This window comes from Paenibacillus sp. Marseille-Q7038 (assembly GCF_965111595.1).
The window spans coordinates 520,463-545,460 of the sequence record NZ_CBCOOM010000002.1; the positions used below are offsets into that span (position 1 = coordinate 520,463).

Annotated in this window: 21 protein-coding genes, 1 pseudogene and 1 riboswitch; of the genes and pseudogenes, 11 read left to right on the forward strand and 11 right to left on the reverse strand. The window is 41.0% G+C overall.

The features are described 5' to 3' along the window. Positions 1 to 218 precede the first annotated feature (218 nt). A riboswitch (cyclic di-GMP riboswitch) is annotated at positions 219 to 304 on the forward strand. 155 nt (positions 305 to 459) lie between these two features. Next, positions 460 to 4,953, forward strand: coding sequence for an NPCBM/NEW2 domain-containing protein (locus ACWPWY_RS19620; protein WP_454193302.1), 4,494 nt, complete (start codon positions 460 to 462; stop codon positions 4,951 to 4,953). A 50-nt stretch (positions 4,954 to 5,003) separates the two neighbouring features. Here ACWPWY_RS19620 and ACWPWY_RS19625 read toward each other — a convergent pair whose 3' ends face one another. The 3 genes and pseudogenes from ACWPWY_RS19625 to ACWPWY_RS19635 form a co-directional block, all read right to left on the reverse strand. Then, positions 5,004 to 5,708, reverse strand: a complete 705-nt coding sequence (locus tag ACWPWY_RS19625) for a Dph6-related ATP pyrophosphatase (protein WP_454193902.1) — start codon at positions 5,706 to 5,708, stop codon at positions 5,004 to 5,006. 100 nt (positions 5,709 to 5,808) lie between these two features. Next, a pseudogene (locus tag ACWPWY_RS19630) lies at positions 5,809 to 5,901 on the reverse strand (phosphatidate cytidylyltransferase); the annotation flags it as partial. Then, positions 5,873 to 6,046: a MepB family protein gene (locus ACWPWY_RS19635; protein ID WP_454193303.1), complete on the reverse strand. Its 174-nt coding sequence runs from the start codon at positions 6,044 to 6,046 to the stop codon at positions 5,873 to 5,875. The gene ACWPWY_RS19635 and the pseudogene ACWPWY_RS19630, both read right to left, overlap by 29 nt. A 120-nt stretch (positions 6,047 to 6,166) precedes the next feature. Between ACWPWY_RS19635 and ACWPWY_RS19640 the strand changes: the two genes are divergently transcribed. Further along, on the forward strand, positions 6,167 to 6,409 hold the full coding sequence (locus ACWPWY_RS19640; protein ID WP_454193304.1) for a ribbon-helix-helix domain-containing protein: 243 nt from the start codon (positions 6,167 to 6,169) through the stop codon (positions 6,407 to 6,409). Positions 6,410 to 6,428: 19 nt separating this feature from the next. Next, complete coding sequence (gene dnaN, locus ACWPWY_RS19645; RefSeq protein WP_454193305.1) at positions 6,429 to 7,613, forward strand: DNA polymerase III subunit beta; 1,185 nt, start codon at positions 6,429 to 6,431, stop codon at positions 7,611 to 7,613. A 90-nt stretch (positions 7,614 to 7,703) separates the two neighbouring features. On the opposite strand, the gene ACWPWY_RS19650 is transcribed toward dnaN, so the two are convergent. Next, on the reverse strand, positions 7,704 to 8,621 hold the full coding sequence (locus ACWPWY_RS19650) for an aldo/keto reductase (RefSeq protein WP_454193306.1): 918 nt from the start codon (positions 8,619 to 8,621) through the stop codon (positions 7,704 to 7,706). Positions 8,622 to 8,809: 188 nt separating this feature from the next. Here ACWPWY_RS19650 and ACWPWY_RS19655 point away from each other — a divergent pair, with 188 nt between their 5' ends. The 3 genes from ACWPWY_RS19655 to ACWPWY_RS19665 all read left to right on the forward strand — a co-directional run bounded on the left by ACWPWY_RS19655 (position 8,810) and on the right by ACWPWY_RS19665 (position 12,122). Next, complete coding sequence (locus ACWPWY_RS19655; protein ID WP_160032524.1) at positions 8,810 to 9,148, forward strand: zinc ribbon domain-containing protein YjdM; 339 nt, start codon at positions 8,810 to 8,812, stop codon at positions 9,146 to 9,148. A 196-nt stretch (positions 9,149 to 9,344) separates the two neighbouring features. Then, the gene (locus ACWPWY_RS19660; RefSeq protein WP_454193307.1) at positions 9,345 to 10,400 is read left to right on the forward strand and encodes an LLM class flavin-dependent oxidoreductase; all 1,056 of its coding nucleotides are present in this window, start codon (positions 9,345 to 9,347) and stop codon (positions 10,398 to 10,400) included. Positions 10,401 to 10,556: 156 nt separating this feature from the next. Continuing rightward, positions 10,557 to 12,122, forward strand: a complete 1,566-nt coding sequence (locus tag ACWPWY_RS19665; RefSeq protein ID WP_454193308.1) for a histidine kinase N-terminal 7TM domain-containing diguanylate cyclase — start codon at positions 10,557 to 10,559, stop codon at positions 12,120 to 12,122. Positions 12,123 to 12,134: 12 nt separating this feature from the next. Here the strand turns inward: ACWPWY_RS19665 and ACWPWY_RS19670 are convergent, their stop codons facing one another. Next, entirely contained in the window at positions 12,135 to 13,022 is an 888-nt protein-coding gene (locus ACWPWY_RS19670) for a diacylglycerol/lipid kinase family protein (RefSeq protein ID WP_454193309.1), read from the reverse strand. 170 nt (positions 13,023 to 13,192) lie between these two features. Here ACWPWY_RS19670 and ACWPWY_RS19675 point away from each other — a divergent pair, with 170 nt between their 5' ends. Together ACWPWY_RS19675 and ACWPWY_RS19680 are read left to right on the forward strand one after the other, a co-directional pair. After that, positions 13,193 to 13,519, forward strand: coding sequence for an ArsR/SmtB family transcription factor (locus ACWPWY_RS19675; RefSeq protein WP_454193310.1), 327 nt, complete (start codon positions 13,193 to 13,195; stop codon positions 13,517 to 13,519). 116 nt (positions 13,520 to 13,635) lie between these two features. After that, positions 13,636 to 15,429 (forward strand): SulP family inorganic anion transporter, encoded by a 1,794-nt coding sequence (locus ACWPWY_RS19680; protein WP_454193311.1) that lies wholly within the window; start codon positions 13,636 to 13,638, stop codon positions 15,427 to 15,429. Positions 15,430 to 15,498: 69 nt separating this feature from the next. On the opposite strand, the gene ACWPWY_RS19685 is transcribed toward ACWPWY_RS19680, so the two are convergent. Continuing rightward, a complete protein-coding gene (locus ACWPWY_RS19685; RefSeq protein ID WP_454193312.1) occupies positions 15,499 to 16,050 on the reverse strand; it encodes a helix-turn-helix domain-containing protein in 552 nt (183 codons plus the stop codon). Positions 16,051 to 16,275: 225 nt separating this feature from the next. Between ACWPWY_RS19685 and ACWPWY_RS19690 the strand changes: the two genes are divergently transcribed. From ACWPWY_RS19690 to ACWPWY_RS19700, 3 genes are all read left to right on the forward strand, one after another. Continuing rightward, positions 16,276 to 16,668: a DoxX family protein gene (locus tag ACWPWY_RS19690; RefSeq protein WP_454193313.1), complete on the forward strand. Its 393-nt coding sequence runs from the start codon at positions 16,276 to 16,278 to the stop codon at positions 16,666 to 16,668. Between the two features lie 237 nt (positions 16,669 to 16,905). Further along, a complete protein-coding gene (locus ACWPWY_RS19695; protein WP_454193314.1) occupies positions 16,906 to 17,334 on the forward strand; it encodes a MarR family winged helix-turn-helix transcriptional regulator in 429 nt (142 codons plus the stop codon). Continuing rightward, positions 17,331 to 18,557, forward strand: a complete 1,227-nt coding sequence (locus tag ACWPWY_RS19700) for an MFS transporter (RefSeq protein WP_454193315.1) — start codon at positions 17,331 to 17,333, stop codon at positions 18,555 to 18,557. Before ACWPWY_RS19695 ends, ACWPWY_RS19700 begins: the two co-directional genes overlap by 4 nt. A gap of 101 nt (positions 18,558 to 18,658) precedes the next feature. Here the strand turns inward: ACWPWY_RS19700 and ACWPWY_RS19705 are convergent, their stop codons facing one another. The 5 genes from ACWPWY_RS19705 to ACWPWY_RS19725 all read right to left on the reverse strand — a co-directional run bounded on the left by ACWPWY_RS19705 (position 18,659) and on the right by ACWPWY_RS19725 (position 24,865). After that, entirely contained in the window at positions 18,659 to 20,602 is a 1,944-nt protein-coding gene (locus ACWPWY_RS19705) for an FtsX-like permease family protein (protein ID WP_454193316.1), read from the reverse strand. Then, positions 20,599 to 21,354, reverse strand: a complete 756-nt coding sequence (locus ACWPWY_RS19710) for an ABC transporter ATP-binding protein (RefSeq protein ID WP_454193317.1) — start codon at positions 21,352 to 21,354, stop codon at positions 20,599 to 20,601. Before ACWPWY_RS19710 ends, ACWPWY_RS19705 begins: the two co-directional genes overlap by 4 nt. Positions 21,355 to 21,450: 96 nt before the next feature. Continuing rightward, on the reverse strand, positions 21,451 to 22,455 hold the full coding sequence (locus ACWPWY_RS19715; protein ID WP_454193318.1) for an ATP-binding protein: 1,005 nt from the start codon (positions 22,453 to 22,455) through the stop codon (positions 21,451 to 21,453). Then, positions 22,452 to 23,141 (reverse strand): response regulator, encoded by a 690-nt coding sequence (locus tag ACWPWY_RS19720; protein WP_454193319.1) that lies wholly within the window; start codon positions 23,139 to 23,141, stop codon positions 22,452 to 22,454. The genes ACWPWY_RS19715 and ACWPWY_RS19720 overlap by 4 nt, the downstream gene beginning before the upstream one ends. A 359-nt stretch (positions 23,142 to 23,500) precedes the next feature. Continuing rightward, the gene (locus tag ACWPWY_RS19725) at positions 23,501 to 24,865 is read right to left on the reverse strand and encodes a multicopper oxidase family protein (protein WP_454193320.1); all 1,365 of its coding nucleotides are present in this window, start codon (positions 24,863 to 24,865) and stop codon (positions 23,501 to 23,503) included. Between the last annotated feature and the right edge of the window lie 133 nt (positions 24,866 to 24,998).

Below are 24,998 nucleotides of genomic sequence, written 5' to 3' on the forward strand. Positions count from 1 at the left end.
ACGTGTATTTATATAGTATACTCTATTGTTTGATTTCTCTCTAATTCATCGCCACATTTCCTCCTATACAAGAAACAGATCTAGAGTCATATAAACTTTTGATAGGTGTAGTCCTTACGAATTAAAGATACGGGGACGAAAAAGAAATTACTTGCCTATTTTCAATCAAATTTAATGTTAATTACCTATATGTAAATCATACGATCCGTTCCGATAATAAAAGAGAACAGCAAACCTATGGAAACATGGGGACGCAAAGCCATAGGGACTACGGTTAGGAAACTACTGTCAGCCAGCTGCCAAAGAGTGTATTTCGCTTTTTGATATAAGATTGTATATGAATACAGAATTAATTTCTTATACTTTTTTGGATGCGTACAAGTTGCTCTTTAAGGGTAGCTTTTTTTGTGCGAATTTTGTGGGTTGGAGAAGTACATATATCACATCAGGAGGAAGAGTATGAAGAAAATAATAGTAATCGCTACATCAGCGGCAATGCTTCTCAGTGTGTTAAGTGAAACCAGTTATGTTATGGCAAGTGAAATGAAAAATTCCAAACTAGCAAAAATTGTAGCACAAAATGAGGTTGGTTTGGTAAGCAAAGCAGCCGTAATTCCTTTTGATTTATATGGACAAGAGGTCTTACCTACGTACAACAGTGTTTATAAAATGGATAATGCAAATATTACATCGATCACAAGTAATGGCGGTAACTACCCTGGTTCTCAAATTAATAAAGCCATTGATGGAGATATGAGTACTCAATGGGAAACCGGAAAGCCGAACAGTACAACGTTTACGAATGAGGTTGTATTTCAGCTAGATGAAATGACTACGTTAAATCGGATCGTGTATGCAGCTAGACAGGATAGCGCGAAAGGTAAAGGATTTGCACAAGAGTTTGAGATTTATGGATCGACTACAAACGAAGGCAGCAATTTCACATTAGTAACTACAGGGGAATACATAGGTTCGACAGGAAATGTTGTAGAAATTAAATTGGCCCCAACTTCGTTTAAGAGAATCAAATTTGTATTCAAAAAAGCAAATCAAAATTGGGCAAGTGCGGCTGAATTTTCTTTTTACAAAGAAGATCAGGTCAGAGATATCATGCATAATATTTTCACCGATGGAACGATGAGTGGGGTTATACCAGAGTATAACCAAATAGACAAACTGATTGCGCTGGAACAAGAAGCAAAAGGGCATCCGTTGTATGCTACTTATAAAGATCAGCTGGACCTGGCTAAAAAGCTGGTTAGCGGTGAAGTGGATTTGCAAGGGACATTGATAAAAGCCGAACAGCGCGGAGATATGAGAAAGCATGCACAGCAAAACCTGCGTATGAATTTCGGAACGAACAATCAGCCTACAGGTTTTGTTGCTAAGCCAGGCAGTACAATTACTGTTTATGTAGACGCGCCAAGCGGTAAAGTTCCTTCTCTAACCTTTACACAACAAGAAGGTTCATGGAATAGATGGTCGAGCAGCATATCGCTTAAACCTGGAAAGAACGTAATTACGGTGCCAACCATTTCACAAGATAGCTATAATCATGGAGTTGTTAAAGGCGGTACTATTTATCTTCAAAACCCATATACACCTGAAGAGCAGGGAGAAGCTCCGGTACTTCGTTTCGAAGGTGTAAAAAAGATTCCGATGATGACTTTGGATACAAAACCGGAACAGTTTAAAGAAGAGTTGATCGCATATAAAAAGAAAATAGATGAGGATGTAGCAGCTCATTCTAATGTGGCTGAACGCGAAGTAGTCGATGTTGTGGAAATGGTCAGCGACCATGTGATTTTTACAGGGACAGCTTCTGAGGCTTATAACCAGTTTATTACTAAAGGCAAAAATCCAATGGATACAGTTACTGGCTATGACGTATGGATGAAACAGATTTTCAAACATTACGGGCTAGATGGAAGCAGTGAGACGAACGATCCAATACGGATGCGTGAAAATATCCGTCTGATGCAGCCGTATGGTGCGATGTACGCAGCAGGGGATCATACGGGAATTCAAAATGGTACCGTTGCAACGATGCTGGCTGATTTTAGTAAGGTTGCTCCAGGATGGGGACTTAACCATGAAATCGGACACCGTCTTGCGATTGGAGAACGGGAGTACGGGGAAGTTACGAACAATATGGTATCCATGTTGATGTCAGTTGAAGCTCACAATATGAACAACAGCAATGCAATTGATAATCGCATTCCGTTTGAAACCATTTACAAATATGTTATTGAAGAAAATAAAGTTGTGATGAATGAACAAGGACTTGCTGCACAGCTCGGCGCTTACTGGCAATTGGAGCTTGCTCATCCAGGATACTGGACCCAACTGTCCAAGATGTACCGGGAACGGAAGGTTTCTCTTATAAACGGAGATATTTCGAAACAACAGTATTATGTAGAATTTTCTTCTGAACTCCTGGGCTATGACTTAAGCAGTTATTTTGCTAGACATGGCTTCACGGTAACAGATGAGACTAGAGAAAAAACAGCGAAATATCCAGAACCTAAGAAACTTTGGTACTTAAATAATTCCGTTCTTTATTATGAAGGTATAGGAATTGAAGATAAAGAGGTATCCGGGTCAGTAGAGGTCAATATTGCTGGTAATGCTACAGCAAAGACGAATACATTACACATGCGCATAGATGAGAGATATCAGAATGATATTTTAGGTTATGAAATTTATAGAGATGATATCCTGGTTGGTTTCACAAGCACAAGTCAATTTGTTGATTCAAGTGTAGATACAAGCGTCAACCATACCTATCAGATTATTGTATATGATAAAAAATTGAACCCATTAAACCCGGTTGAGGTAAAAGCGTTCAAACCTTCACTCTCGGTAGAAGATCAAGTAACCTTGAAATTAAACCAAACTTTTGATCCTATGGATTATGTAATAGCAGCAAACTATCAAGGAAAAGAGATAACAAGTGAAGTCGTTGTTAAATCGAGCGATGTCGATGTTACGAATAAAGGAAGCTATAAAGTTGTGTACGAAGTTCAAAGCGAAGGAACGACTTTGACGAAAACAGCAAATGTCATCGTAACGAGTAACTTCGAGTATGCTTCTGATCTGACTGCTGCTTCGGCAAAAGTGGGCTTTGGTCCGTTTAAGAAGGATACCGCACCTGATGGTAGCCCAATAACTCTTCTTAGACAAGGGCTTGCAGCGACATACACAAAAGGGATTGGGATACATGCTAACTCTGAAGTGATATACGATATTGAAGGCAAAGGGTATGACTTTTTCGAAAGTTACATTGGTATTGATTACGCTACAGATAGAACTAGGGCTTCGGCTTCATTTGAAGTTTATGTAGATGGTGAGAAGAAATATTCTAGTGATGTCATCAAAGTGAACTCGGAACATGAATTCATAAAAGTGCCGGTTACAGGGGCGAAAAAAGTTACATTTGTGACAACCGATGCAGGTGATAACAATACACAGGATCATACCGTATGGGCTGATGCTAAATTCACGACAGCTTCCAGTGCACCTGAACTTTCAATACCTAAATCCGTATCTACCAAAGTAGGCCAAGAAATGGTGATTCGTGCAGATTATTCGGCTGTTGATGCAGAAGATGGCGATATAACTTCCGAGGTCATCGTTACGGGAGAAGATAAAGTTAATTTTAGTAGAGCGGGAGAATACCTCATTACATACACGGTAACAGATCGTGATGGCAATATGACCACGAAGACAAGAACGATAGCAGTTGTGGACATGGAAGATTATACGTATTTAACGGATGATGAATGGAGTTCCACGCAGAATAGTTATACGGCACCGCTGAAAGATATCTCGATTAGTGCGAAGACGTTAAGATTGACGGATGAGAACAATCGCGAAGTTTCCTACGTAAGAGGGATTGGTGCACACTCTAATTCTACTATTGTGTATGATCTAACGGACAAGAATTTCGATTATTTCACCTCTTTTGTCGGGGTGGATCGTCAGATGTACGGTTCTGTAGGTTCTGTCAGCTTCGAGGTGATTGTAGATGGAGAGAAGAAATTTGATAGCGGGCTGATGAATTCAAAAGATCCGCAAAAATTTGCCCAAGTTGATATCAACGGAGCAAAAGAACTTAAGTTAGTTGTTACCGATGGTGGGAATGGAAATGGGTCTGACCACGCTACGTGGGGAGATACGAAACTTTATTTTGCTAATGCTGGTCGTTTGTTTACGGTTGAGCTTGAAGAAGCAATTCAAGAAGCAAAAGCAATGGTTTTAGATGGATACACTTCGGAAAGTCTAGAGATAATCACATCCAGCGTAGCAAGAGCAGAAGAAGTTCTCGCTAATCCGGAGGTTACTCAAAATGAAGTTGAAGCAGCAGTAGCAGCTTTGAAGAGTGCAAAAGAAGGATTAACAAAAATAGATCTTACTCAAGTGATTCTTGTAAAAGACAGCTATTTAAGTGACACGATTAAGCAAACATTGGGTGTTACCGGGGAATTAACACTAGGAGATATGTATAATCTTACTTCATTAATCTGTGAGCCTGGGGGAAGAGACCGAGTTCGTTCTCTTGAAGGGTTAGAGTATGCCGTAAATCTAGAGACCCTTACGATCAGTGGAAATGAAGTCACAGATTTCTCACCACTTGGTGGGTTAACAAAGTTGAATAACTTCATTGCAGATCCTCAATATGTAGAGGTATCACAATTAAAAGGACCTATTGTCGAGGTAGACAACCTTGTTACAGGTACAGATGGCAATAAAGTGATACCTGACACAGCGGCGATTCGGAACAATAGAACGTTTAAAGAGACGGTGCTTGATATCAATGAATGGGCGGGAACCCCTGATAAATTCACCTTTGATCTAACGAATGAAGAGAAGGGTTACTATACGTTGGTAATGGGCTACAACGTTGAAGGCAGCCTGGTACAATTAATTTATATTATTGATCATCGTAATTAGGTGATTTAAAAACAAGAGCATCCTGCCGGATGCTCTTGTTTTTGCCGTATTTACGCAAGTGGTTTGATTTCGGCAGTTTGATCTAGTTCTAATGGCAAGAAGGCATATACTCCTTCTTTGCGAATCATACATTTTCGTACAGGAATAGATCGCTTGAATATAGGGCCGTCTATTACCGTGGTATGAAATTCTCCACCTTCCCCACACGGATCAATACCGCGGGCCTCCAGTTCTTTTATGTAGTCATGGGTTAAGGTTCTTCCTAAATCCTCTTCCCGCATGCCTAAAGATAAATTGACGGTGACTACAATCGTAGTAAAGCCAAGGTCAATAAATTCTTTTACTGCTTCCCGGTGATCCATTTCCCATAGTGGCATTCCAAGCCCTAAACCTGCGTTTTGCGACACCTTTTCATGCCAACAACCATGAGCGGGCACATCTAAATCTCCCGTGACTAGTACTTCTGCTCCTTGATTCTTCGCTTGTGTAAGGAGTCCCATAAATACAGCTTCGTACTCTTCCCAGCTTGCAGCAGCTGTAAATACCGGCAGTCCGATCGAGTCAGCTTGCGCTTGAATAAGCTCGGGAGGCATGCCGTGGGATCGAGATCTTTTTCCTTCCTCTTCTAACATGACAATCAGCCCAACTGCTCTACCTGTCTGCATCCCTTTATATAGAGCTAGAACGCTGTCTTTACCACCGCTAAATGAGGCAATAAAGGGGCGACCTGCTGCGCCGTTTTTCCAATCTTTCATTTGTTCCACCGTTCTTGTCCTCTCTTGGTTTCTATTCTATGTGCTTCATTCTATCACGTTACAGCAAGTGGCCTTGAGAATAACGTAATTGAAGATGAACTTACATAAAGTCATAGAAATATCGAATGAAGTGAAATAAGACCGGTGAGGTATAGGTTAAGCTATCAACCCTGCTTAGATAGCTTTTTCTTAAGCGCTTTATGCGATAGTAGGTGCTCGCCTAAATTTGTTTTTGGAAATACAAATTGACCGAAGTGTTTATCTTGGCGTGTACTAATTACGAAGAAATCAGTGGGATCGCAAACATCATAGGGGGGCTGGATTGACTGGTTACCCATTCTCTCCCATAACGTTTTTTCTCCTTATATTGAAAATATTGTAAATGTATAAATAGAGTGTTAAAATTAAATGAAGCAGTATGATTTAAGTAACCTAATTCAATTTAAAAGAGGCTATATATGAGTAACAACAATATTAAAGTAGGCGTCTCAAACAAAGAGGGACAATTAGGATTTTTATTTACTAAAGGCGGACTTCGTGAAGGCGCAGGTAGAAAAAGTATAGGAGTGACGAAGAAGGTATCGCTGACTTTAACTGAGGAAATGTGGGAGCAGTTTGAAAAACATTGTACAGACAATAAAATGTCTCGATCCGAAGCAATTCGCACAATGATGGAACAATATTTTTTATCAAAAAAATAATTTGGTTAGAGAGGTATAGGTGAAGAGTGTGCTCCTAGAAATAGGAAGAGATGAATTGTACCAGGCACTTCAACATGTCTTAAAAGCTGTATCTCATCATGCCATGCCGATACTCTCAGGTATACACCTTGATGCAACTAAAAAAGGTCTCATTTTTACAGCAAGCAATTTGAGTTTATCGATTGAGTATACTGTTTTTGCTGGAGAAGGGGAGCGTAAATGTTCAATACAACAAATAGGCAGTATTATCGTGCCAGCTAAATATTTCTATGAGATTATACGTAAATTAGATTCAGGAAAAGTTATTTTGCAAGCACGTGAAAAATCTACTCTTTTTATCTCTGCTAATAAAGCACATTTTCGTCTAAGTGGAGTGAACTTGTCAGAAGAATTTCCTTTGCTCCTGAATAATGAAAGTCCTAACAGAACCAGGTTCTTTATTAGTAATAAAACTCTCATATTGGCAATAAGACAGATGATGACTGCTACATCAGATGGTTTAACACGTCCCCTCTTAACGGGTGTATTATTTGAATATAACGACAAGATGCTTACATTTACAGCAACGGATAGCATAATACTCGCAACATCGACTGTAAATGTATTTGTGGAGACAAAGCAGAATGCTAGCCAGCGAGTGGTTATTCCTCACAAAAGTCTTAATGAACTGCTAAAAGTAATAAGAGCTACAGATGATGTAACGGAAATTGAAATTAATTCAAACAACATCAACTTTATAACTAGTCAAATAAGACTTCAATCTGTTTTGCTTCAGGGGGAGTACCCCTATATTCAAAATCTAATCCCCCAAATTTTAGAATCAGAGGTTATTCTCTGTACGGCACACCTTGTACAATCCTCTCAGCGAGCTTCTGTACTCGCAAGTGAGCATATGATTCATATATCAGTAAAGGATAAAAAAGTAGAGATCTATTCTAAAACATCCGAAATTGGAGATATGAAGGATGAATTATCAGTTCTTAAGAAAACAGGTAGTGATTTTCAGATATCTTTAAATAGTAAGCTTGTTAATGAGATTTTACGTAACTTGGAGACAGAGAAGATTAGGCTACAGTACTGTGGATATTTAAAACCAATGATCTTTCGACCTGTTGATTCACTCACAAATACTCTTTATCTCCTTCCCCCTATACGATCTTCCAATGTAAATAGTAACCCAATGGTACTGAATCATTCTATGTGAAATGTCCTGAATTACGTCCTTAACAAAATAAGCAGCCCTGAACCAAATCAGAGGCTGCCTTGTTATTACTAGAGTTGTTACTATAGTGTCTTATGGAAGTATATTTCCGGCTGCGCGATAGATTTCATACCATTCCTCACGAGTGATGCGAATATCGGCTGCTTTACAGCAATCTTTTAAACGATCCAGGTTCATGGTTCCAATGACAGGCTGCATTTGTGCAGGATGACGAAGTAACCAGGCAATTGCCATTGTCGTGTTACTTACGGAATATTTCTCTGCAATCTCGTCAATCGTTTGATTTAGTTCAGGGAATTTATCGCTTCCGAGGAACACTCCTTCGAAGAATCCATATTGAAATGGAGACCACGGCTGAATGGTGATATCGTGCAGTCTGCAATAATCAAGTATACTTCCGTCCCGATTGACTGCAGCTTCATTATTCATATTTACGTTTATGCCGCTTGAAATCATTGTTGTGTTTGTGATACTAAGCTGCAGTTGATTCGCAATTAAAGGCTGCTTCACATATTTCTTCAGCAGTTCAATTTGCATCGGATTTTGGTTGGACACACCAAAGTGACGAACTTTACCTGAGCTCTCTAGAAGATCAAAAGCTTCAGCTACCTCTTCTGGTTCAACCAGAGCATCTGGACGATGAAGCAGCAATGTATCTAAATAATCGGTTTTGAGACGTAACAAAATACGGTCAACTGAATCCAAAATATGCTCTTTGGAGAAATCAAACATGCCATTTCGAATGCCGCATTTGGATTGGAGGATGATCTTTTCTCGGATGTCATCATTCATATGAATGGCGTCTGCAAAGATTTCTTCGCATTCTCCACCCCCGTAAATATCTGCGTGATCAAAGAAGTTTGCTCCCTCTTCAAGAGCGGTTTGAACAAAATGTTCAGCACCTGCTTTATCCAGAGAGTTTATACGCATACAGCCTACTGCTATAACGGGTACTTCAAGTGAACTGCTTCCAAGTTTCATCGTTCTCATTCATGTTCCTCCTTTTTATGTAGACAATCTATGCTCTAGCTTGATTTTGACATACAATTGGTATCGTTTTCAAGACGGAATCTATTTTCATATTTCTTAATATCTGAAAGTTATGATATTATATAACGGACCAAGGACCGAAAGGTCTGTCTACGACAAACAAATATCTAATGAATTGAGGAATGAAGATGTCTGATTTGCCTAACTGTCCTAAATGTAATTCTGAATATACGTATGAAGATGGGACTTCGCTAGTATGTCCGGAGTGTTTTCATGAGTGGAACCCAGCTGATATGGAAAGCAATGAAGATACAAGAGTAATTAAAGACTCAAACGGTAACGTGCTAAACGATGGAGATACGGTAACCGTCATTAAAGATCTGAAAGTAAAAGGAAGCTCGTCTGTTATCAAGATCGGTACGAAAGTGAAAAATATCCGCTTGATCGACGGAGATCACGATATTGATTGTAAGATTGATGGATTTGGAGCGATGAAATTAAAGTCAGAGTTTGTTAAAAAGGTATAACAAGCATCGGAAAATAAATAAGAGTAACAAGAGAAAAGAGTCATTCCTTAAAGGAAGGGCTCTTTTACTATGTAGACACGCAAACCATTGAATAAAAAAAGAAATCCCTTGCCAAAACAAAAGTAAACCCTTATATATAGTTATTATAATAAAGTTATTTACTTACGAAATTAAATATATACTTGGAGGGATTAGGATGGAGATCGGCATTAGTACATTTGCAGAAACTTCTCCGGATGTACATACAGGTGAAGTCATCAGTCACGCGCAGCGTTTACGTGAAGTAGTTGAGGAGATTGTGCTTGCAGATGGGGTGGGTCTTGATGTATACGGAGTAGGAGAGCATCATCGAAAAGATTATGCGGCTTCAAGTCCTGCTATGGTACTCGCTGCAGCCGCGGCTCAAACGAACCGCATTCGCTTAACAAGTGCGGTAACGGTATTATCTTCGGCCGATCCGGTACGCGTATTTCAGGATTTTGCTACATTAGATGGAATTTCAAATGGCCGGGCTGAGATTATGGCCGGACGAGGTTCTTTTATTGAATCCTTTCCCTTGTTTGGATATGATCTGAACGATTATGATACGTTGTTTGATGAGAAACTCGATTTGCTATTAAAGTTACGTGAATCCGAAAAAGTAACCTGGAGCGGCACGCATCGTCCAGCGATTAACAATCTTGGCGTATATCCGCGTCCGGTCCAAGATCCGCTGCCCGTATGGATTGGGAGCGGCGGGAATCAGGAGTCCGTCATTCGTGCAGGACTACTCGGTTTGCCGCTTGTACTGGCGATCATCGGGGGCAGGCCTGCTCAGTTTGCGCCGCTGGTTCAGCTATATAAAAAAGCAGCTGCCCATGCTGGTCATGACGCTTCCAAGCTTCCGGTTGCCTCTCATTCTCATGGGTTTGTAGGGGATGATTTGCAGTCTGCAGTGGATACGTTCTTCCTGCCGACACAGCAGAGTATGAACGTGATCGGTAAGGAACGCGGATGGCCTGCTTATACTCGATCAAGTTATGATGCGGCTCGCAGTCTGGAAGGTGCACTTTATGTGGGCGACCCGCAAACGGTGGCTGAAAAAATCATTTATCTACGTAAAAATGTGGGCATTACCCGGTTTATGCTACATGTTCCCCTTGGTACCATGCCGCATACAGATGTGATGCGGGCGATTGAACTGCTGGGTACCCAGGTTGCCCCTATTGTCCATGAAGAAATTGCAAAATGGGAAGCCGCAGGCGGCATCTAAGCTTTTATAATACGGTTAAACCTCGATTTCTCTATAATGGAGAACTTCGAGGTTTTTGGAATTTGTCGATTTTTGTAATTTACTGCTGTTTTTATGGAAGTTTTTGCTATATAATAAGGCATTAGATTTAATACCCGGGCTGGTGAAGATGAGAGTATGAGTATGACAGAAGAGTTGCTAGTTCCCATTATAATGATTCTATTTGGAGGGACACTTAGTGTCTTTTTATGCATTTATGGAAGGCTAACATTCAAGAGTTCTCCAGGAGGCCGTTATTACATTATTTTATCTCTATTAGCCTCTATTTTTTCTTTTGCGTATATTTTTGAACTGGTGAGTACCTCTATAGATCGGATTATGTTCTGGATTAGAATTGAGTATATTCCTCTGGTACTGATTCCGGTATTTACTTTACTCATGTGCATTGATTATGTAGGAATTCAATTGAAACGACCTGTTTTTTATAGTCTTTTTCTTATCCCTGCCATTACCCTATTATTGCAAGCGACAAATGACTCTCACCATTTATATTACACCTCTATGAAGCTGCGCAGTGACAGTCCTTTTCCTATGGCTGAACTAGAGTACGGGTTATGGTTTGGTGTTCATTCCGCTTTTTTATATGGATGTATGATTGCAGGGGTTACGGTTTTACTTCGAGGGCTTCGCGGGGCGCATCGGCCTCAGTTTCGGATTCAAATCCTGGTCATGGTCTTTGGTCTACTTGTTCCGTTAATAGGTGGTTTCCTTTATTTGATGGAGCTGAGTCCATATGGAATCGACCTCGGACCCGTTTTTACAAGTATCTCGTTTATATTTCATGGCATTGCGCTTTTGCGATACCAAATGTTTGATGTCATCCCCATTGCAAGAGATATCGTATTTAGGAATATGGAAGATGGAATTGTGGTGCTTAACGATAAAGAGAGAGTTATTGATTACAACCAGGCAATGTTAGAAATCGTATCTACACTTCATAAAAAAACAATCGGAATGCAGATTAGTGAGGTATTTAGCGGTTATCCTGAACTGATTCCCATTATCGAAGCAGGAAGAGAGCAAGATCAGCAGTTTTTACATAATGGAGTAACTCGTTATTATCATATTCATTTTGCACCTATTCGGAATAAACAAAAAGAGAGAATCGGAACGATCGTATCCTTTGCAAATATAACGGAGCGAGTACTTATGGAAGTAAAGCTGAAAGAACTGGCTGATACCGACAGTTTGACAGGATTGTTCAATAAAAGGGCACTGATGCGGGAATCGGAAAACTACCTGAATATGCTCACTCAATCAGGAGGGTCCTTCTCCATGATTATGTTTGACGTTGATTATTTTAAACAAGTGAATGATAAGATTGGACACGAAGCAGGCGATATTGTTCTAACCCATGTAGCAGAAGCAATTAGATCCAATTTACAGCCAGTACATATGGCAGGCAGGTATGGAGGCGATGAATTCATATTATGTCTGCCCGAGACTTCACTGAACGAGGCTTATGAGGTGGCCGATTCGATAAGAGCTCATATTGCCGAGAAATTTATGCTTGTGAATGGCAAGGAGGTCCGAGTCACGTCCAGTTTTGGAGTAACTCATGTCTGTATTGAGGAGGGAGAATCCCTTCCTCTGATTACACTTATGAGACAGGCCGATGAGGCTCTCTATATGGCCAAGGAAAAAGGGCGGAATTGTGTCCACCCTTACAGCAAGGCTTCCTAATAAAGTGATTTACTACTCTTCCGGCACAATAACCTCAATATGCGAAGGCAAGATGCTGAGTTCGAGCGGAAGAGGGGGTCCATCCTCGCCATCGACGTTAGTATGAAGCTGCTCTGCGGAAGTTACATGAACCTGTTTAGCAGTAAAATAGACGACATCCTTATGTTCTTTCAGGCTTCCAAATAACAAAGATGTACCTACTGTAATCGTGTTAAATACGTTGATATCTTTAATGATAAAGCAGTGGAGGAGGCCGTCATCAACAGATGCTTCGGGAACCATTTTTTCAAAGCCGCCTACAGAGTTTGTGAGTGCAACTAGAAATAAAGGCGACTCGCCGATCCATGTCTCTCCATCATGCATAATGGTAAGAGGGTGTGCGGATGGTTTTATTAATTCTTTGAATCCTTCTTTTATATAGGCAAAAGCACCAAGCTTCGTCTTTTCCTCTGAAGTTACGGAAGATAATGATTCTGCTAAAGAACCTACCGCAATCACATTAGCAAACAAGCGGTCATTCATTTTCCCAATATCGACGGTTTTGACAATGGATGATGTCAGGGTATGAATGGCTTTTTCCGGATCAAGGGGAATGTTCAGAGCACGGGCAAAATCATTCACTGTACCGAGAGGGACAACGCCTAGTGTAGGTCGGTGATCTTGATCGATGAGCCCATTAATCGTCTCATGAAGGGTACCGTCACCGCCAATAGAGACCACAAGATCAAAATAATCCTTGCAGGCTTTTAGACAGAATTTGGTTGCGTCGAGTGGTTTGGCGGTCTCACTTACACTTACTTCATATCCTTTGTCACGCAAAATATCTTCCACTTGGCGGACATACTCCAGCGCCTCTTCTTTTCCGGAGGAAGGATTGATAATAATCATGGCTTGCTTCATAATCCATGGTCTCCTCTATTTTAAGTTTATTTGCAATTTAGTACCTTCTATCCATTACCCAGCAGATAAGCCCATTGAATAGTCAACTTTTGACTAGAGGTTTCAGCACAGCAGGTCCTGTGCTATGATAACAATATATTTTCAGGAAGAATCCAAGGAGTTTACTACCTATGAATAATGAAGTCCAACAATTTAAAGCTGAATTTTTTAAGGCGCTGGCTCATCCTATGCGTATCCGAATACTGGAGGTGCTCAGCGAAGGAGAAAAGACAGTCAACGAAATTCAAACCATTCTTGGATCGGAAGGCTCTGCCGTTTCTCAGCAACTTGCGGTACTCCGCTCTAAAAATGTGGTATCTAGCGTGAAAGAAGGAACTTCTGTTATTTACTCCCTTCGGGATCCTCTTATTAAAGAGTTGTTGTCTGTAGCCAAACAAATCTTTAATAAACAACTAGTCAGTGCGATTTCCATGCTCGAAGATATACGCAAAAATTAACAAGACGCGAAAACGATGGTGTTGTGATTTTTGACGTTGATTTTTTTAGCAGGGCGTCGTATTATACTTCATATATTCAAATAATCAAATATTTAAAGAAAAGAAGGTTATCGGATATGACAGGATGGGGCCGATTCAAAGGCTATAATATGGCTTCTTTGCGTAAGGATATCGTGTCAGGTACAATCGTTGGAATTATTGCCATTCCTTTAGGGATGGCTTTTGCTATTGCATCCGGTGTGAAACCGGAGTATGGGATTTATACGACGATTATTGCCGGGATTCTGATCTCCTTGTTTGGAGGGTCGAAATTTCAGATTGGCGGTCCTACGGGCGCCTTTATCCCGATTCTTTTTGCGATTGGGATGCAGTATGGGTATGAAAACCTGCTCATTGCAGGGATGATGGCGGGTGTCTTGCTGGTACTGATGGGAGTTTTTAAGCTTGGAGTACTCATTAAGTTTATTCCAAGACCGGTTACCATCGGGTTCACAGCAGGGATTGCTGTTATTATTTTTACAGGTCAGATTGGAAATTTCCTAGGTCTCACTGGGATGGAGCGTCATGAAGCTTTTATCGATAATATGAAAGAGATCGGCGCTCACATCTCTACAATAAATATATATAGTATCATCACAGCCGTCGTTTCGTTGGTGGCTATTTTAGTGCTGAAAAAATATGCTCCCAAAGTGCCTGGTTCCCTAGTGGGTCTGGTGCTAGCTACCGTGGTAGCAAGCCTGTTCTTTAAGGGAGAAGTGGCTACGATTGGTTCAGCCTATGGGGCTATTCCGAGTGAACTTCCTAAGTTCCAGTTTCCTCATATTACTTGGGAACGAGTAACCCAGCTCATACAGCCCGCCTTTGTGATTGCAATGCTCGGAGCCATTGAGTCCTTGCTATCCGCGGTCGTCGCCGATGGAATGACCGGAGATAAGCATGACAGTAATAGGGAGCTGATTGGTCAAGGGATTGCGAATATTGCAGCCCCGATGTTTGGAGGGATTGCCGCAACAGGTGCGATAGCAAGAACAGCTACCAATATTAAAAGCGGTGCCGTATCGCCAATATCAGGGATCATTCACGGGATTGTTGTATTCTTAATCCTATTACTGTTTGCACCCTACGCTTCGAATATACCATTAGCAGCCATGGCGCCTGTTTTGATGGTAGTTGCGTGGAATATGAGTGAGCGAAAAGAGTTTGCTCGTCTGTTCAAGACAAAAACGGGAGATTCCCTCGTGCTCGTCATTACCTTTTTGCTTACCGTGTTTGCTGATTTGACGCTTGCGGTTGAGGTAGGTCTTGTGCTCGCAGCCATTTTGTTTGTGAAACAAATGGGTGACACGCATAACGTTTCCAAGGTGCTGCCTGATCCGAAGACAGTCAAAGTAAAACCTCATATGGTGAGCGAACATCATGATTGTCCGCAAATTGGCATTTATACAATGGAAGGACCGTTATTTTTTGGTGCAGCCTATCGGTTTGATGACACCATTCCGATGTCTGCTGCAGAAGAGAAGAAGGTCATCTTGCTTCGGATGGGCAAAGTTCCTTTTATGGATACAACGGCCGAACTCATGTTAGAAACACTTGTCGAGAAAGTGCACTCTGCTGGAGGCAAGCTGCTTATCTCAGGTATTCAGCCACAGCCGTTATCCTTGTTACAGCGGACAGGTCTATACGAGAAGATCGGGGAATCTCACTTCTATGATCATACAGGAGATGCGATTAATGAAGCGTTAACCAGCATAAAGTATGGTACATGTTATGGCTGTCAGCATACCGCTTTCCGTGAGTGCAGTGTGCTTTGCAATAAGGAAATCAAACAAGAAGAGATGAAAGACTCCCTTTTCGATTTAGGAAAAATAAAGCATAGCCCAGCTGCTCATCTGAGCACATCGGCTGAATAAATAGTAAAGCCTGCTCTGACTCTTGTCAGTGCAGGCTTTTTGTGTTGTTGCTCCACTCTTATAAGGTGGCTATAGCGAAGTCCAATCTTTTGGCTCGTCGGTATATACCGAGATCATGATGAGCGCTGTTTCCTCACCGATATTCTTTACTTTGTGCGGAGTGCAGGCATTCCAGCTAAAAGAATCACCTTCGGTTAGCACTACTCCTTCTTCCCCTTGTTCAGCTAAGATTTTCCCCTTCATAACGAGATGAACTTCCTCGCCTTCATGAGCGTGCGGCTTCTCTCCGGTAGAAGAGCCGGGCGGCATTTCAACAATCACCATTCGGACGTGCTTGGTGGTGGCAAGATGAGATACTTTCAGCTCATCAGGCCCGCTTGAGGTCTGCTTCCGCTCTTCCTTGCGAATGATCTGCATTCGTTCTTCTTTTTTGAGAAGTAAATAGGCTAAAGGAACTTCCAGTGCGCCAGCAATATGTTCAAGTGTAGCGATAGAGGGAGAGGTCTTGTTCGTCTCTACCTGACTCATGAAACCTTGAGATAATCCTGTCATTTCACAAATTTGAGCAATGGTAATATTTTTTCGTTTACGTATAGAACGAATGGTAGAGCCAATATCCAACGGTTATTCATCCTTTCATCCCAACCTTATCATTCTTTATAGTTTATCACTTTGTGGGGAGGATCGCACAGTTTTGGGATCATTAAGCAGTCTAAAATATTAGCAATATAAATATAAAATATATATTAACCATATTTTTGTTGACAATATTATAAGCACCCCTGTATTTTATATATAAATAAAAGTTCTGTATTACTAATATTCAGGACGTATTTAGGGGGAAGCATGTTGAAAATGAATATAGTTACTACCATTATGAGGGTTGTGTTCGGTATTTTATTCCTTGCTCATGGGATGGACAAGTTTAATACGGGACTTGGTAATGTAGCCGGATGGTTTGACAGTATTAATATTCCTGGATTTTTGGCATATATCGTTGGGCCTGTAGAACTTATTGGAGGAATTCTGCTGATTCTCGGCTTGTTTACTCGTTATGTGTCCGCTATTTTGTTCGTTATTCTCCTTGGAGCAGTACTTACTGCTAAGCTCTCTGCGGGGCTGCTGAATGGATACGAACTCGATCTCTCGTTCATGCTCATTGCTCTCTATCTGGTAGTTGCAGAAACGACACGCTGGTCTCTTGATCATTTGATTTTCAAAAAAGCGAAAATAAACTAATTCCGTCACTGGCGGGACGATAAGCAATCACCACTGGTAACACAACCAGAGGGAGGTTGCTTTTTTGTTCTAATGAAAGAACGCGAAGTAATCTTTAACTTCCTAAAACCTTAATGAAATATCCTGAAAACGAACTGGTTATTACAATAATTTTCAGAAACAACTTTACATATGTAAAAAATTTCATTATACTTTAGAAAGTAGTTACCTAGAGTAACTAAATTTCGGAGGTTCAAAATGAACGACCATAGAACTTTTTTTCATAAATATTTTTTGCTTTATCGTCCGTTTGTAAGTGAACTCAATCGTATACTTGCTGACTATAAGCTTCATAACGCCCAGTGGTCTATCATGTATTACCTTGATATGTATCAGTCTAGTTTTTCGCTCGTGGAGCTATCCAAACATTTGTATGTGGAGAAACCTACGATTACAAGAACGGTAATGACTCTTCTAAGTCTTGGATATGTGGAGCAGATTCCGGTCAGTGACAAGCGGGAGAAAAGGATTCAGCTATCGCAGAAAGGCAAGGAAGTAGCGTCCGAAATCCGTCTTCTGCTTGATGAGTATGAGAAGAGCATTATGGAGGGTGTTTCGCCGGAGGAACAGAATCTGGTCATTCAGGTGATGGATCTTGTCCGAAACAAAATTATCGAAAAAAGGTGATTGAATTGGAAACTGCAGATACAAAAGAACGATTATGGACGAAAGACTTCCTGATCGTTTTTGGTGTGAACTTTTTATTGTTTTTATGTTTTTATTTGCTTGTCGTTATTATTCCTTCCTATGCTATCGATGAATTTCATGTAAATGATGGCATCGCAGCGTTAGGATCAAGTATTTTTGTGATCGGTGCTCTTATTGGTCGTATTGCAGCGGGAAGATTAATGGAGAATGTAGGCCGTAGACGTATGTTATTTACAGGACTTATTTTCTTTACAATCCTGAGCTTGTGTTACTTTTTTATCAGCAGCATAGCTACTTTGCTCCTTATCCGTTTCTTTCATGGTTTGGCTTTTGCTTTGGCTTCGACGGCCACTGGTACCATCTCTGCTAGCCTTATTCCACACAGCAGAAGAGGGGAAGGAACGGGCTACTATGGAGTAAGTATTATCGTTGCCTCTGCAATTGGACCCTTCCTCGGTGTACTGATCAGTAACAACAGCTCTGTCACGGGAAACTTTATTTTATGTGCTATACTCGCGGTGTTCTCACTGATTGCAGGCTTATTTTTGAACGTACCTACGTTTACTTTGACTGCAGAACAAAAGAATGAAATGAAAGGCTTTAAGATCTCTAATTTTTTCGAGCCAAAAGCAATACCGATTTCGATTACGATTCTATTCATGGGGCTTGCCTATTCTAGTATTCTTTCTTACCTAAAGCTGTACGCTGGACAGATCCATTTGACCGAAGTCGTCAGTTTCTTCTTCATTGTGTACGCCGTTGTCGTTATCCTGACAAGACCTTTCACGGGTAAATGGTTTGATAAACATGGCGTTAATTTTGTAATGTATCCGGCTATAATCTGTTTTATTATTGCACTCATCCTGTTAAGTCAGGTTCATTCAGGAATTATACTGTTGCTGTCTGCGGTATTTGTAGGCCTTGGATACGGCACAACGCAGGCCAGCGCACAGGCATATGCAGTGAAAAAATCTCCTGTACACCGTATGGGACTTGCTACCTCTACATTTTATATCTTCTTAGACCTCGGAATCGGTGTAGGTCCGTTCTTACTCGGCTTCCTGACTCCACTCATTGGATATAGAGGAATGTACATGGTGATGGCGGGACTTCTTGTCGTTTCTTTCTTTGTGTACTACATAATGGTAGGCAGAAAAGAGAAGGCCGAAGCTCAGGATCACACATTAAAAGTTCTAAATTAGTTTTATAAAAACACAAAAATCCGCAAGCTCTGATCATCATGAGCTTGCGGATTTTTTATGAAGCGTATTGATGCAAAAGAGAAAAGTAGCTTAAATACTTACTACAGTGACTCCTTAATTACTTTTTTATAATACAGTACCGACAGAATACCAAAGATAGAATAAAGAACGGTGTAAACCACCATAACCAGAATCATAGGCGTAAGCAGCTCTGTTCCGAAGAAGAACCATCCTGATTTTACGGCAAAATAGCTGTGACACAGTCCGACCACCAGCGGAATTCCAAAGTTAAATAACTGTTTAAACTGAATGCCGCGAAGCAGATTCCCTTGTGTGAACCCAAGTTTCCGTAAGATCGTATAGTTTGGTCGCTCTTCTTCGCTTTCATCCATCTGTTTAAAGTATAGGATACACCCGGAAGTGATCAGGAAAGTAAGTCCCAGGAACCCGACAATAAACATGATCAGTCCCATATTTTCGATCTGCGAAAGTCTCAAATCCAGCTGTGAGTAACTTGAGAAATCCAAACCTTGAGCATAGAAAATGTCATTTGCAGCGGTAACCTCAGATCGTTCTATGATATCAATCCCATAGTAGGCGGAATTATACTCTGTCTGAGTGTCTGCATCATACTGGTTTCGGAAATCTTCATAGACGGTATCATCTACAACAGCAACAGGCAATCCTCCACTGTAAAAGACTGTGAGAAGAGATTCCTCCTCCATTCCTGTCAGATGCAGCGATAAAGACTTATCCGTTCCAACCAGTGTAACCTCTCCTGTATCTTTCAGCGGCATGAATGAACTGAGCGTCCCAGAGTAACCTTTGAACCTCACTTCTCCTGGCTTAATATCTTCTATTTCTACTTGTTTCTCTGAGAGCACGGGGATAATAAAATTGTCTTTCATATCATCTGCTATAGTGCCTTCACTTTCTAGAATTTGAGAGATATCAAACTTAAGCATAATCGGTTCTCTATATGTTTCTTGATAGGCAATCTGCTCTTTATCCAGTTCTGCAACAAAAGTGTCCTTGACCTCCACACTAGAGAACGAGAAGTCGTTTGGAACATTTCCTTTGGCTACTGAGCCTGCTGAATAATAGGAGATGTAGCTAAGTGACAACAAACCAATGGCAAGTGCAGATACCGTGGTGATAATCGTCAGAAGGAGCGCGTTCGACTTCATCCGGAACATAATTGACGACAGAGAGAGAACTTCACCAATCGACAAGTAGCCTTTACGATTCTTACGAATCATATTGAAAATAAAGCTTACGGATCCTTTGTAAAACAAGTATGTTCCGATAATGACACTAGCCAAAATAAAAAGCATCGCCATCATAAGCGCATTCATCTCATCAGCAAAATTACCTCCGAAGAGCTGAGATGATACATAATAACCACCCAAAATAAGAAGAAGACCAAGCAGTCCCATCATCATTTCCCATATGGACATCTTCTGTACACGCTGCTGCGTAGAAGAGGAAACCCGGAATAGAGTGAGAATACTTTGACGCTTAATAAACAGATAGTTCATGATCATAATGAGCAGATAGATTACCGCAAAAACAATGATCGTTTGGAACAGTGCTTCAGTAGAAAAACGCAGTTTTGCGATTTCCTCTACTTGAAGGATTTTGAATAGAATCATCAGTACCAACCGCGAAACAGCAAAACCGGATGCAATGCCAATTAGCATGGAGCCAAAATATAGAATTAAATTTTCGGCACTGAGTATTTGAAATATCTTTCCTTTGGTAAGTCCGATGAGCTGAAATAATCCGATTTCTTTACTGCGCCGTTTAATAAAGATCGTATTGGCGTAGAGCAAGAATATAGCAACAATAGCAACGAGCAGAACAGACGCAGCACCGATGGCCGCGGCACCTTTTACGGAACCAGAAGCTTCATCAAGTGCCGGATCATACTGAAGCGTAACAAACGAGAAATATAGGGCAACGCTAAAAATAAGAGCAAAGACATATAAATAATAATTTTTAATGTTTTTCTTTAAGTTTCGGAAGATCAAGTAGGTAAGGTTCACTCTTGAACACCGCCCAGCACGCCTTGGGTCTTAATGATGTCATTAAAGAAGGATTGTCTTGATTCTTCCCCTTTATTAAGCTGAGTATAGATCAGACCGTCCTTGATAAAAACAACTCGGCTGCAGTAACTAGCTGCTACCGGATCGTGCGTTACCATAATAATCGTTGCTTGGTGTTTCTCATTCATGTCACTCAGTTTATTGAGCAGATCCGAAGCGGACTTGGAATCGAGAGCGCCCGTTGGTTCATCAGCAAAAATAATGCTCGGATCATGGATGAAGGCTCTTGCTGCAGAGGTACGCTGCTTTTGTCCACCTGAGATTTCACTTGGATATTTATCCTTCAGCTCATAGATTCCAAGCTCGGAAGCAATGTCCTGAAACTTCTCATTCGCTTCTTTTTTGGATACCTTCTTGATCGACAGCGGCAGCAGTACATTTTCACGAACTGTCAGTGTGTCGAGTAAGTTATACTCCTGAAAAATAAATCCGAGATGATGTTTACGGAACTCTGCCAGTTGTTTTTCCTTCATCGCGGTGAATTCTTTCCCCTCGATCTGGATCGTTCCTTGACTTACCCGATCAATAGAGGAAAGAACGTTTAAGAGGGTCGTTTTACCCGAACCCGAAGCCCCCATGATGCTCACGAATTCCCCTTTGTTTACTCGAAGATCAATGCCTTTAAGAACTTCCTGTTTGTTAAATTTATTGCCGTATGTTTTATGAATTTTACTCGCTTCAAGAATTATCAATTCACTCACTCCTTTGTTATGTACCTATCATAATAAAAGCGGAGCTGGCTTTCCTTCGATTCAGCGAACAATATAGAAAAGCATGTGACGATGTTGTCACATGCCCGTAATACGAACAAATTCATTTTTTCGCGGGAAGGTCAAAGTAAAAGTCGTACCTTCTCCAAGTACAGAAGAAACGTTCAACTGAATGTGCAGCGAATCGGCCACTTGTTTTGCCAGATATAAACCCATACCAGTCGAAGCACCGTCCTCGTGATGCGTAGTGGAAGTAAACCCTCGATCATAAATACGAGGCAGATCTTTGGGATCAATGCCTCTGCCTGCATCTTGAATCGTGAGTACAACATGATTATCCAGCCAATTACTCTCAATAAGAATATCGGAGGATGCACTGTATTTTACCGCGTTGGTAATCAGTTGTCTGAGGATAAAACCAAGCCATTTGGCATCAGTCAGCACCCTGGTTTCTGTTAGAGAAACATCAAACCCGATTCCTTTTTGAATACACCAGGATTTCAGGGCGCGAATTTCTTGATAAATTATCGGCTCCAGCTCAGAAACCTCGATATATAGATCATTTTGAATAAAAGGAATCCGTTTCTGGTGAAGCTGCTGGTCGAGTAGGTGATGAATTCGCAGCCACTCATACATCAGTTGTCTTTGCAGTGTCTCATCAGGCAATCGGTCAATCATTAGTTGCATCGCGGTCAGCGGTGTTTTCACTTCATGGATCCAGGAGAGCAGTTCATCTTTTTCTTGCTCAAGAAGCATATAGTTATGGGTTGTTTCCCTTTTGTAACGTTCCGTCTGTAAAGTGACAGCATCCAGAACAATCTGCTCAAAAGGGCTGTCCGCACTGCTTAGTTCAGCAAGATCATAGGTGTGATCCCAGTTCTTCATATGAGAATAGAATTTTGTCTCCTTCGTATACCGTAGTACGACAAAGCAGGTGCACAAGAGAGTAAGAAGAAGGACAATGTACAGCATCGACATAAATGGAATTGAATTATCAATATAGGAAATGAACAGAATGATCAGCTGTATAGATAGTAGAAGAAGAAGCCAGGTTCTGCGTTCCTTAAGAAACACCCAGATCATGCGCTGACCTCTTCCGTAGCCATATATCCTTGTCCCACTTTTGTTTCAATATAGGGATCAAGACCAATATTCTCGAGCTTCTTACGCAGCCGATTAACATTTACCGTCAAGGTATTATCGCTGACAAAGTGTTCATGATCCCATAAGTTTTGAATGAGTTTTTCTCTGCTGACAATCTGGTTTTTATGCTCGGTTAATATTTTTAGAATGAACATTTCATTTTTAGTGAGGTCTACCGATCCATGCTCATTGGAGATTGTATTTTTTACGTATTCGATGGTGGCTCCGCGCCAGGTCCGGAGTTCAATACGTTCGGTATTATAATTGTAAACCCGTCTAAGGGTAGCCTGTATTTTAGCGATCAGCACATCAAAGTGAAAAGGTTTCTGTACAAAGTCATCGGCACCGAGCTGCATAGACATAACCATATCCGTTGGGTGGTCCCTGGATGAGAGGAAAATGATGGGCACATTCGAGTGTGACCGGATAATCCGGCACCAGTGAAAACCATCAAATTTCGGAAGCTGGATATCAATGATGACAAGGTCTGGCTTGATTGCTGTGAACTCTTGAAATACCTGATCAAAATCCTGTACTCCATATACGTTATATGACCACTGAGCAAGTCGTTCCTTGATTTCATTAAAAAGGGTCGCATCATCTTCAATAAGCATAATTGTAAACAAAGAGTGTCACCGCGCTTTCTGACAAGTTAGATCTCCTATGGCAAGTGTAACCGAAAAAGCCTCTTTCTTAAAAGAGAGCAAAGTGATTGTGACGATATGTTAAGAAGAAGAGCAGCTGGGTCGTATGTTTAAGAAAACGAAAAATGAGGTTATATATAAAGAAGACAAGTCACTAGAAATTTATCTTTGAAAAGAGGGATTTCGATGGTAAAGCTAATGAAAAATACAGATCCGAACGAGAATGAAGAAGATAAGGCGATCCGAGATGATGAGCCCGATTCATTTGAAACGGAAGGCAAATAAGTAACTAAATAGAACAATCGCCTGCTCCCACAAGTTGATGGGCAGGCGATTTTTTGTTATTCCACAATAACACTTGCCTCCATACTAGGATGCGTGGCACAGTAATAGGGGAAGGTTCCCTTTTTCTGAAAAGTATACGAGTACTGCTTGCCGGGTTCGATATGACGAGAATCAAAAGTATCATCTATGGAAGTCACGGTATGAAACATGGGATCATTGTTAATCCAAGTGACGGTCGATCCTTGCTTCACTTTGAGTTCTGGAATGGAATAACGCATGTCGCTTATAACAACGGTAATGCCCTCTCTGATTTCTTCAGGAATCGTATCTGTATGCTGATGGTGGCTTGTACCTTGCGGTGTTTTTCCATCCTTAGTAACTTGGACCATCGTATGCATTCCGCCAGGGTAAATACCATTATTCGTATTGTCGAGAATGTTGTGGCTATGGAAAGGATATGAGCCATCTTGATCGAAAGTAATTAGCAGATCGTATCGCTCTCCGGGCCCAACGTTAACGGTGTCTTTGATGAGTGGCGAAGCCAGCGGTCTTCCATCGGAAGCAATGACTTCAAAATGAAATCCATGCAAGTGCATCGCATGAGCTTGATATCCCGTATTAATGAGACGTACGAGCACCTTGTCTCCGAGTTTTCCGTCAATCATGGTCGATGGATCTTTCTCTGTGTCAGGATAGGCTTTTCCATTGATAGTGAAATAGGTGGGGTGGAAGGTGGTTCGATCATATTTTTTACCTTCTTCCACTGCTTTGTGCCACACAGGGTCAATCTCGTTCAGCATAAAGGTATACTCTTTTGTGAAAACGGGTCCGCTTGTCCAAGCTGTGTTCGCCCCATCTTTTGCTTGAACAATGAAGGCACCTGTCATCCCCATTTGTAAGTGTTCTACCGTATCGACATGGCAGTGATAGAAATAAGTCCCCGCATGCTTAGCCTGAAATTGATAGGTGAAGCTTTCACCTACGAGCAGATCTTTTGAAGTATGAGGTACACCATCGTTCGCCTGATCCGTATCTAAACCATGAAAATGAATCGTATGACCTACCCTCTTTATTCCTTTCTTGGCAGTGCCGATATTAGTAAGAGTTACTTCTACTTGGTCGCCTTCGTTAACAGTCAAGGTAGGGGCAGGATAATTCGCCGATCCTTTCTCATTTTTCTCACTATAACCCCATACATACACGGAAGTTCCGTCCGGCAAGGCAAGAGTACCATCCGTTGCATAGAGTTGAAATTGTTTAACAGCAGGTAGATCATCCTTCTGCCCGGGATCTGCAGCAGCAGAAGATGGAATCGCCTCGGCTTGCTTATGTAATAAAGGGCTCACCACAGGAAGAAGCAACAAAGCTAATAGCAGGGAAGCAGAACATATATATAGAAATTTATTGAATATTTTTCTCATAATGTATTCCTTTCATCTAGATATGGGTAAAGGGTATGGGGATGTGTGTGAAACATAGCGGATCTACTTCTCGTCATTATTATTAAATTATGGCTTAAACCTAAGGATATTAGTCTCCTATATAGGAATTTGA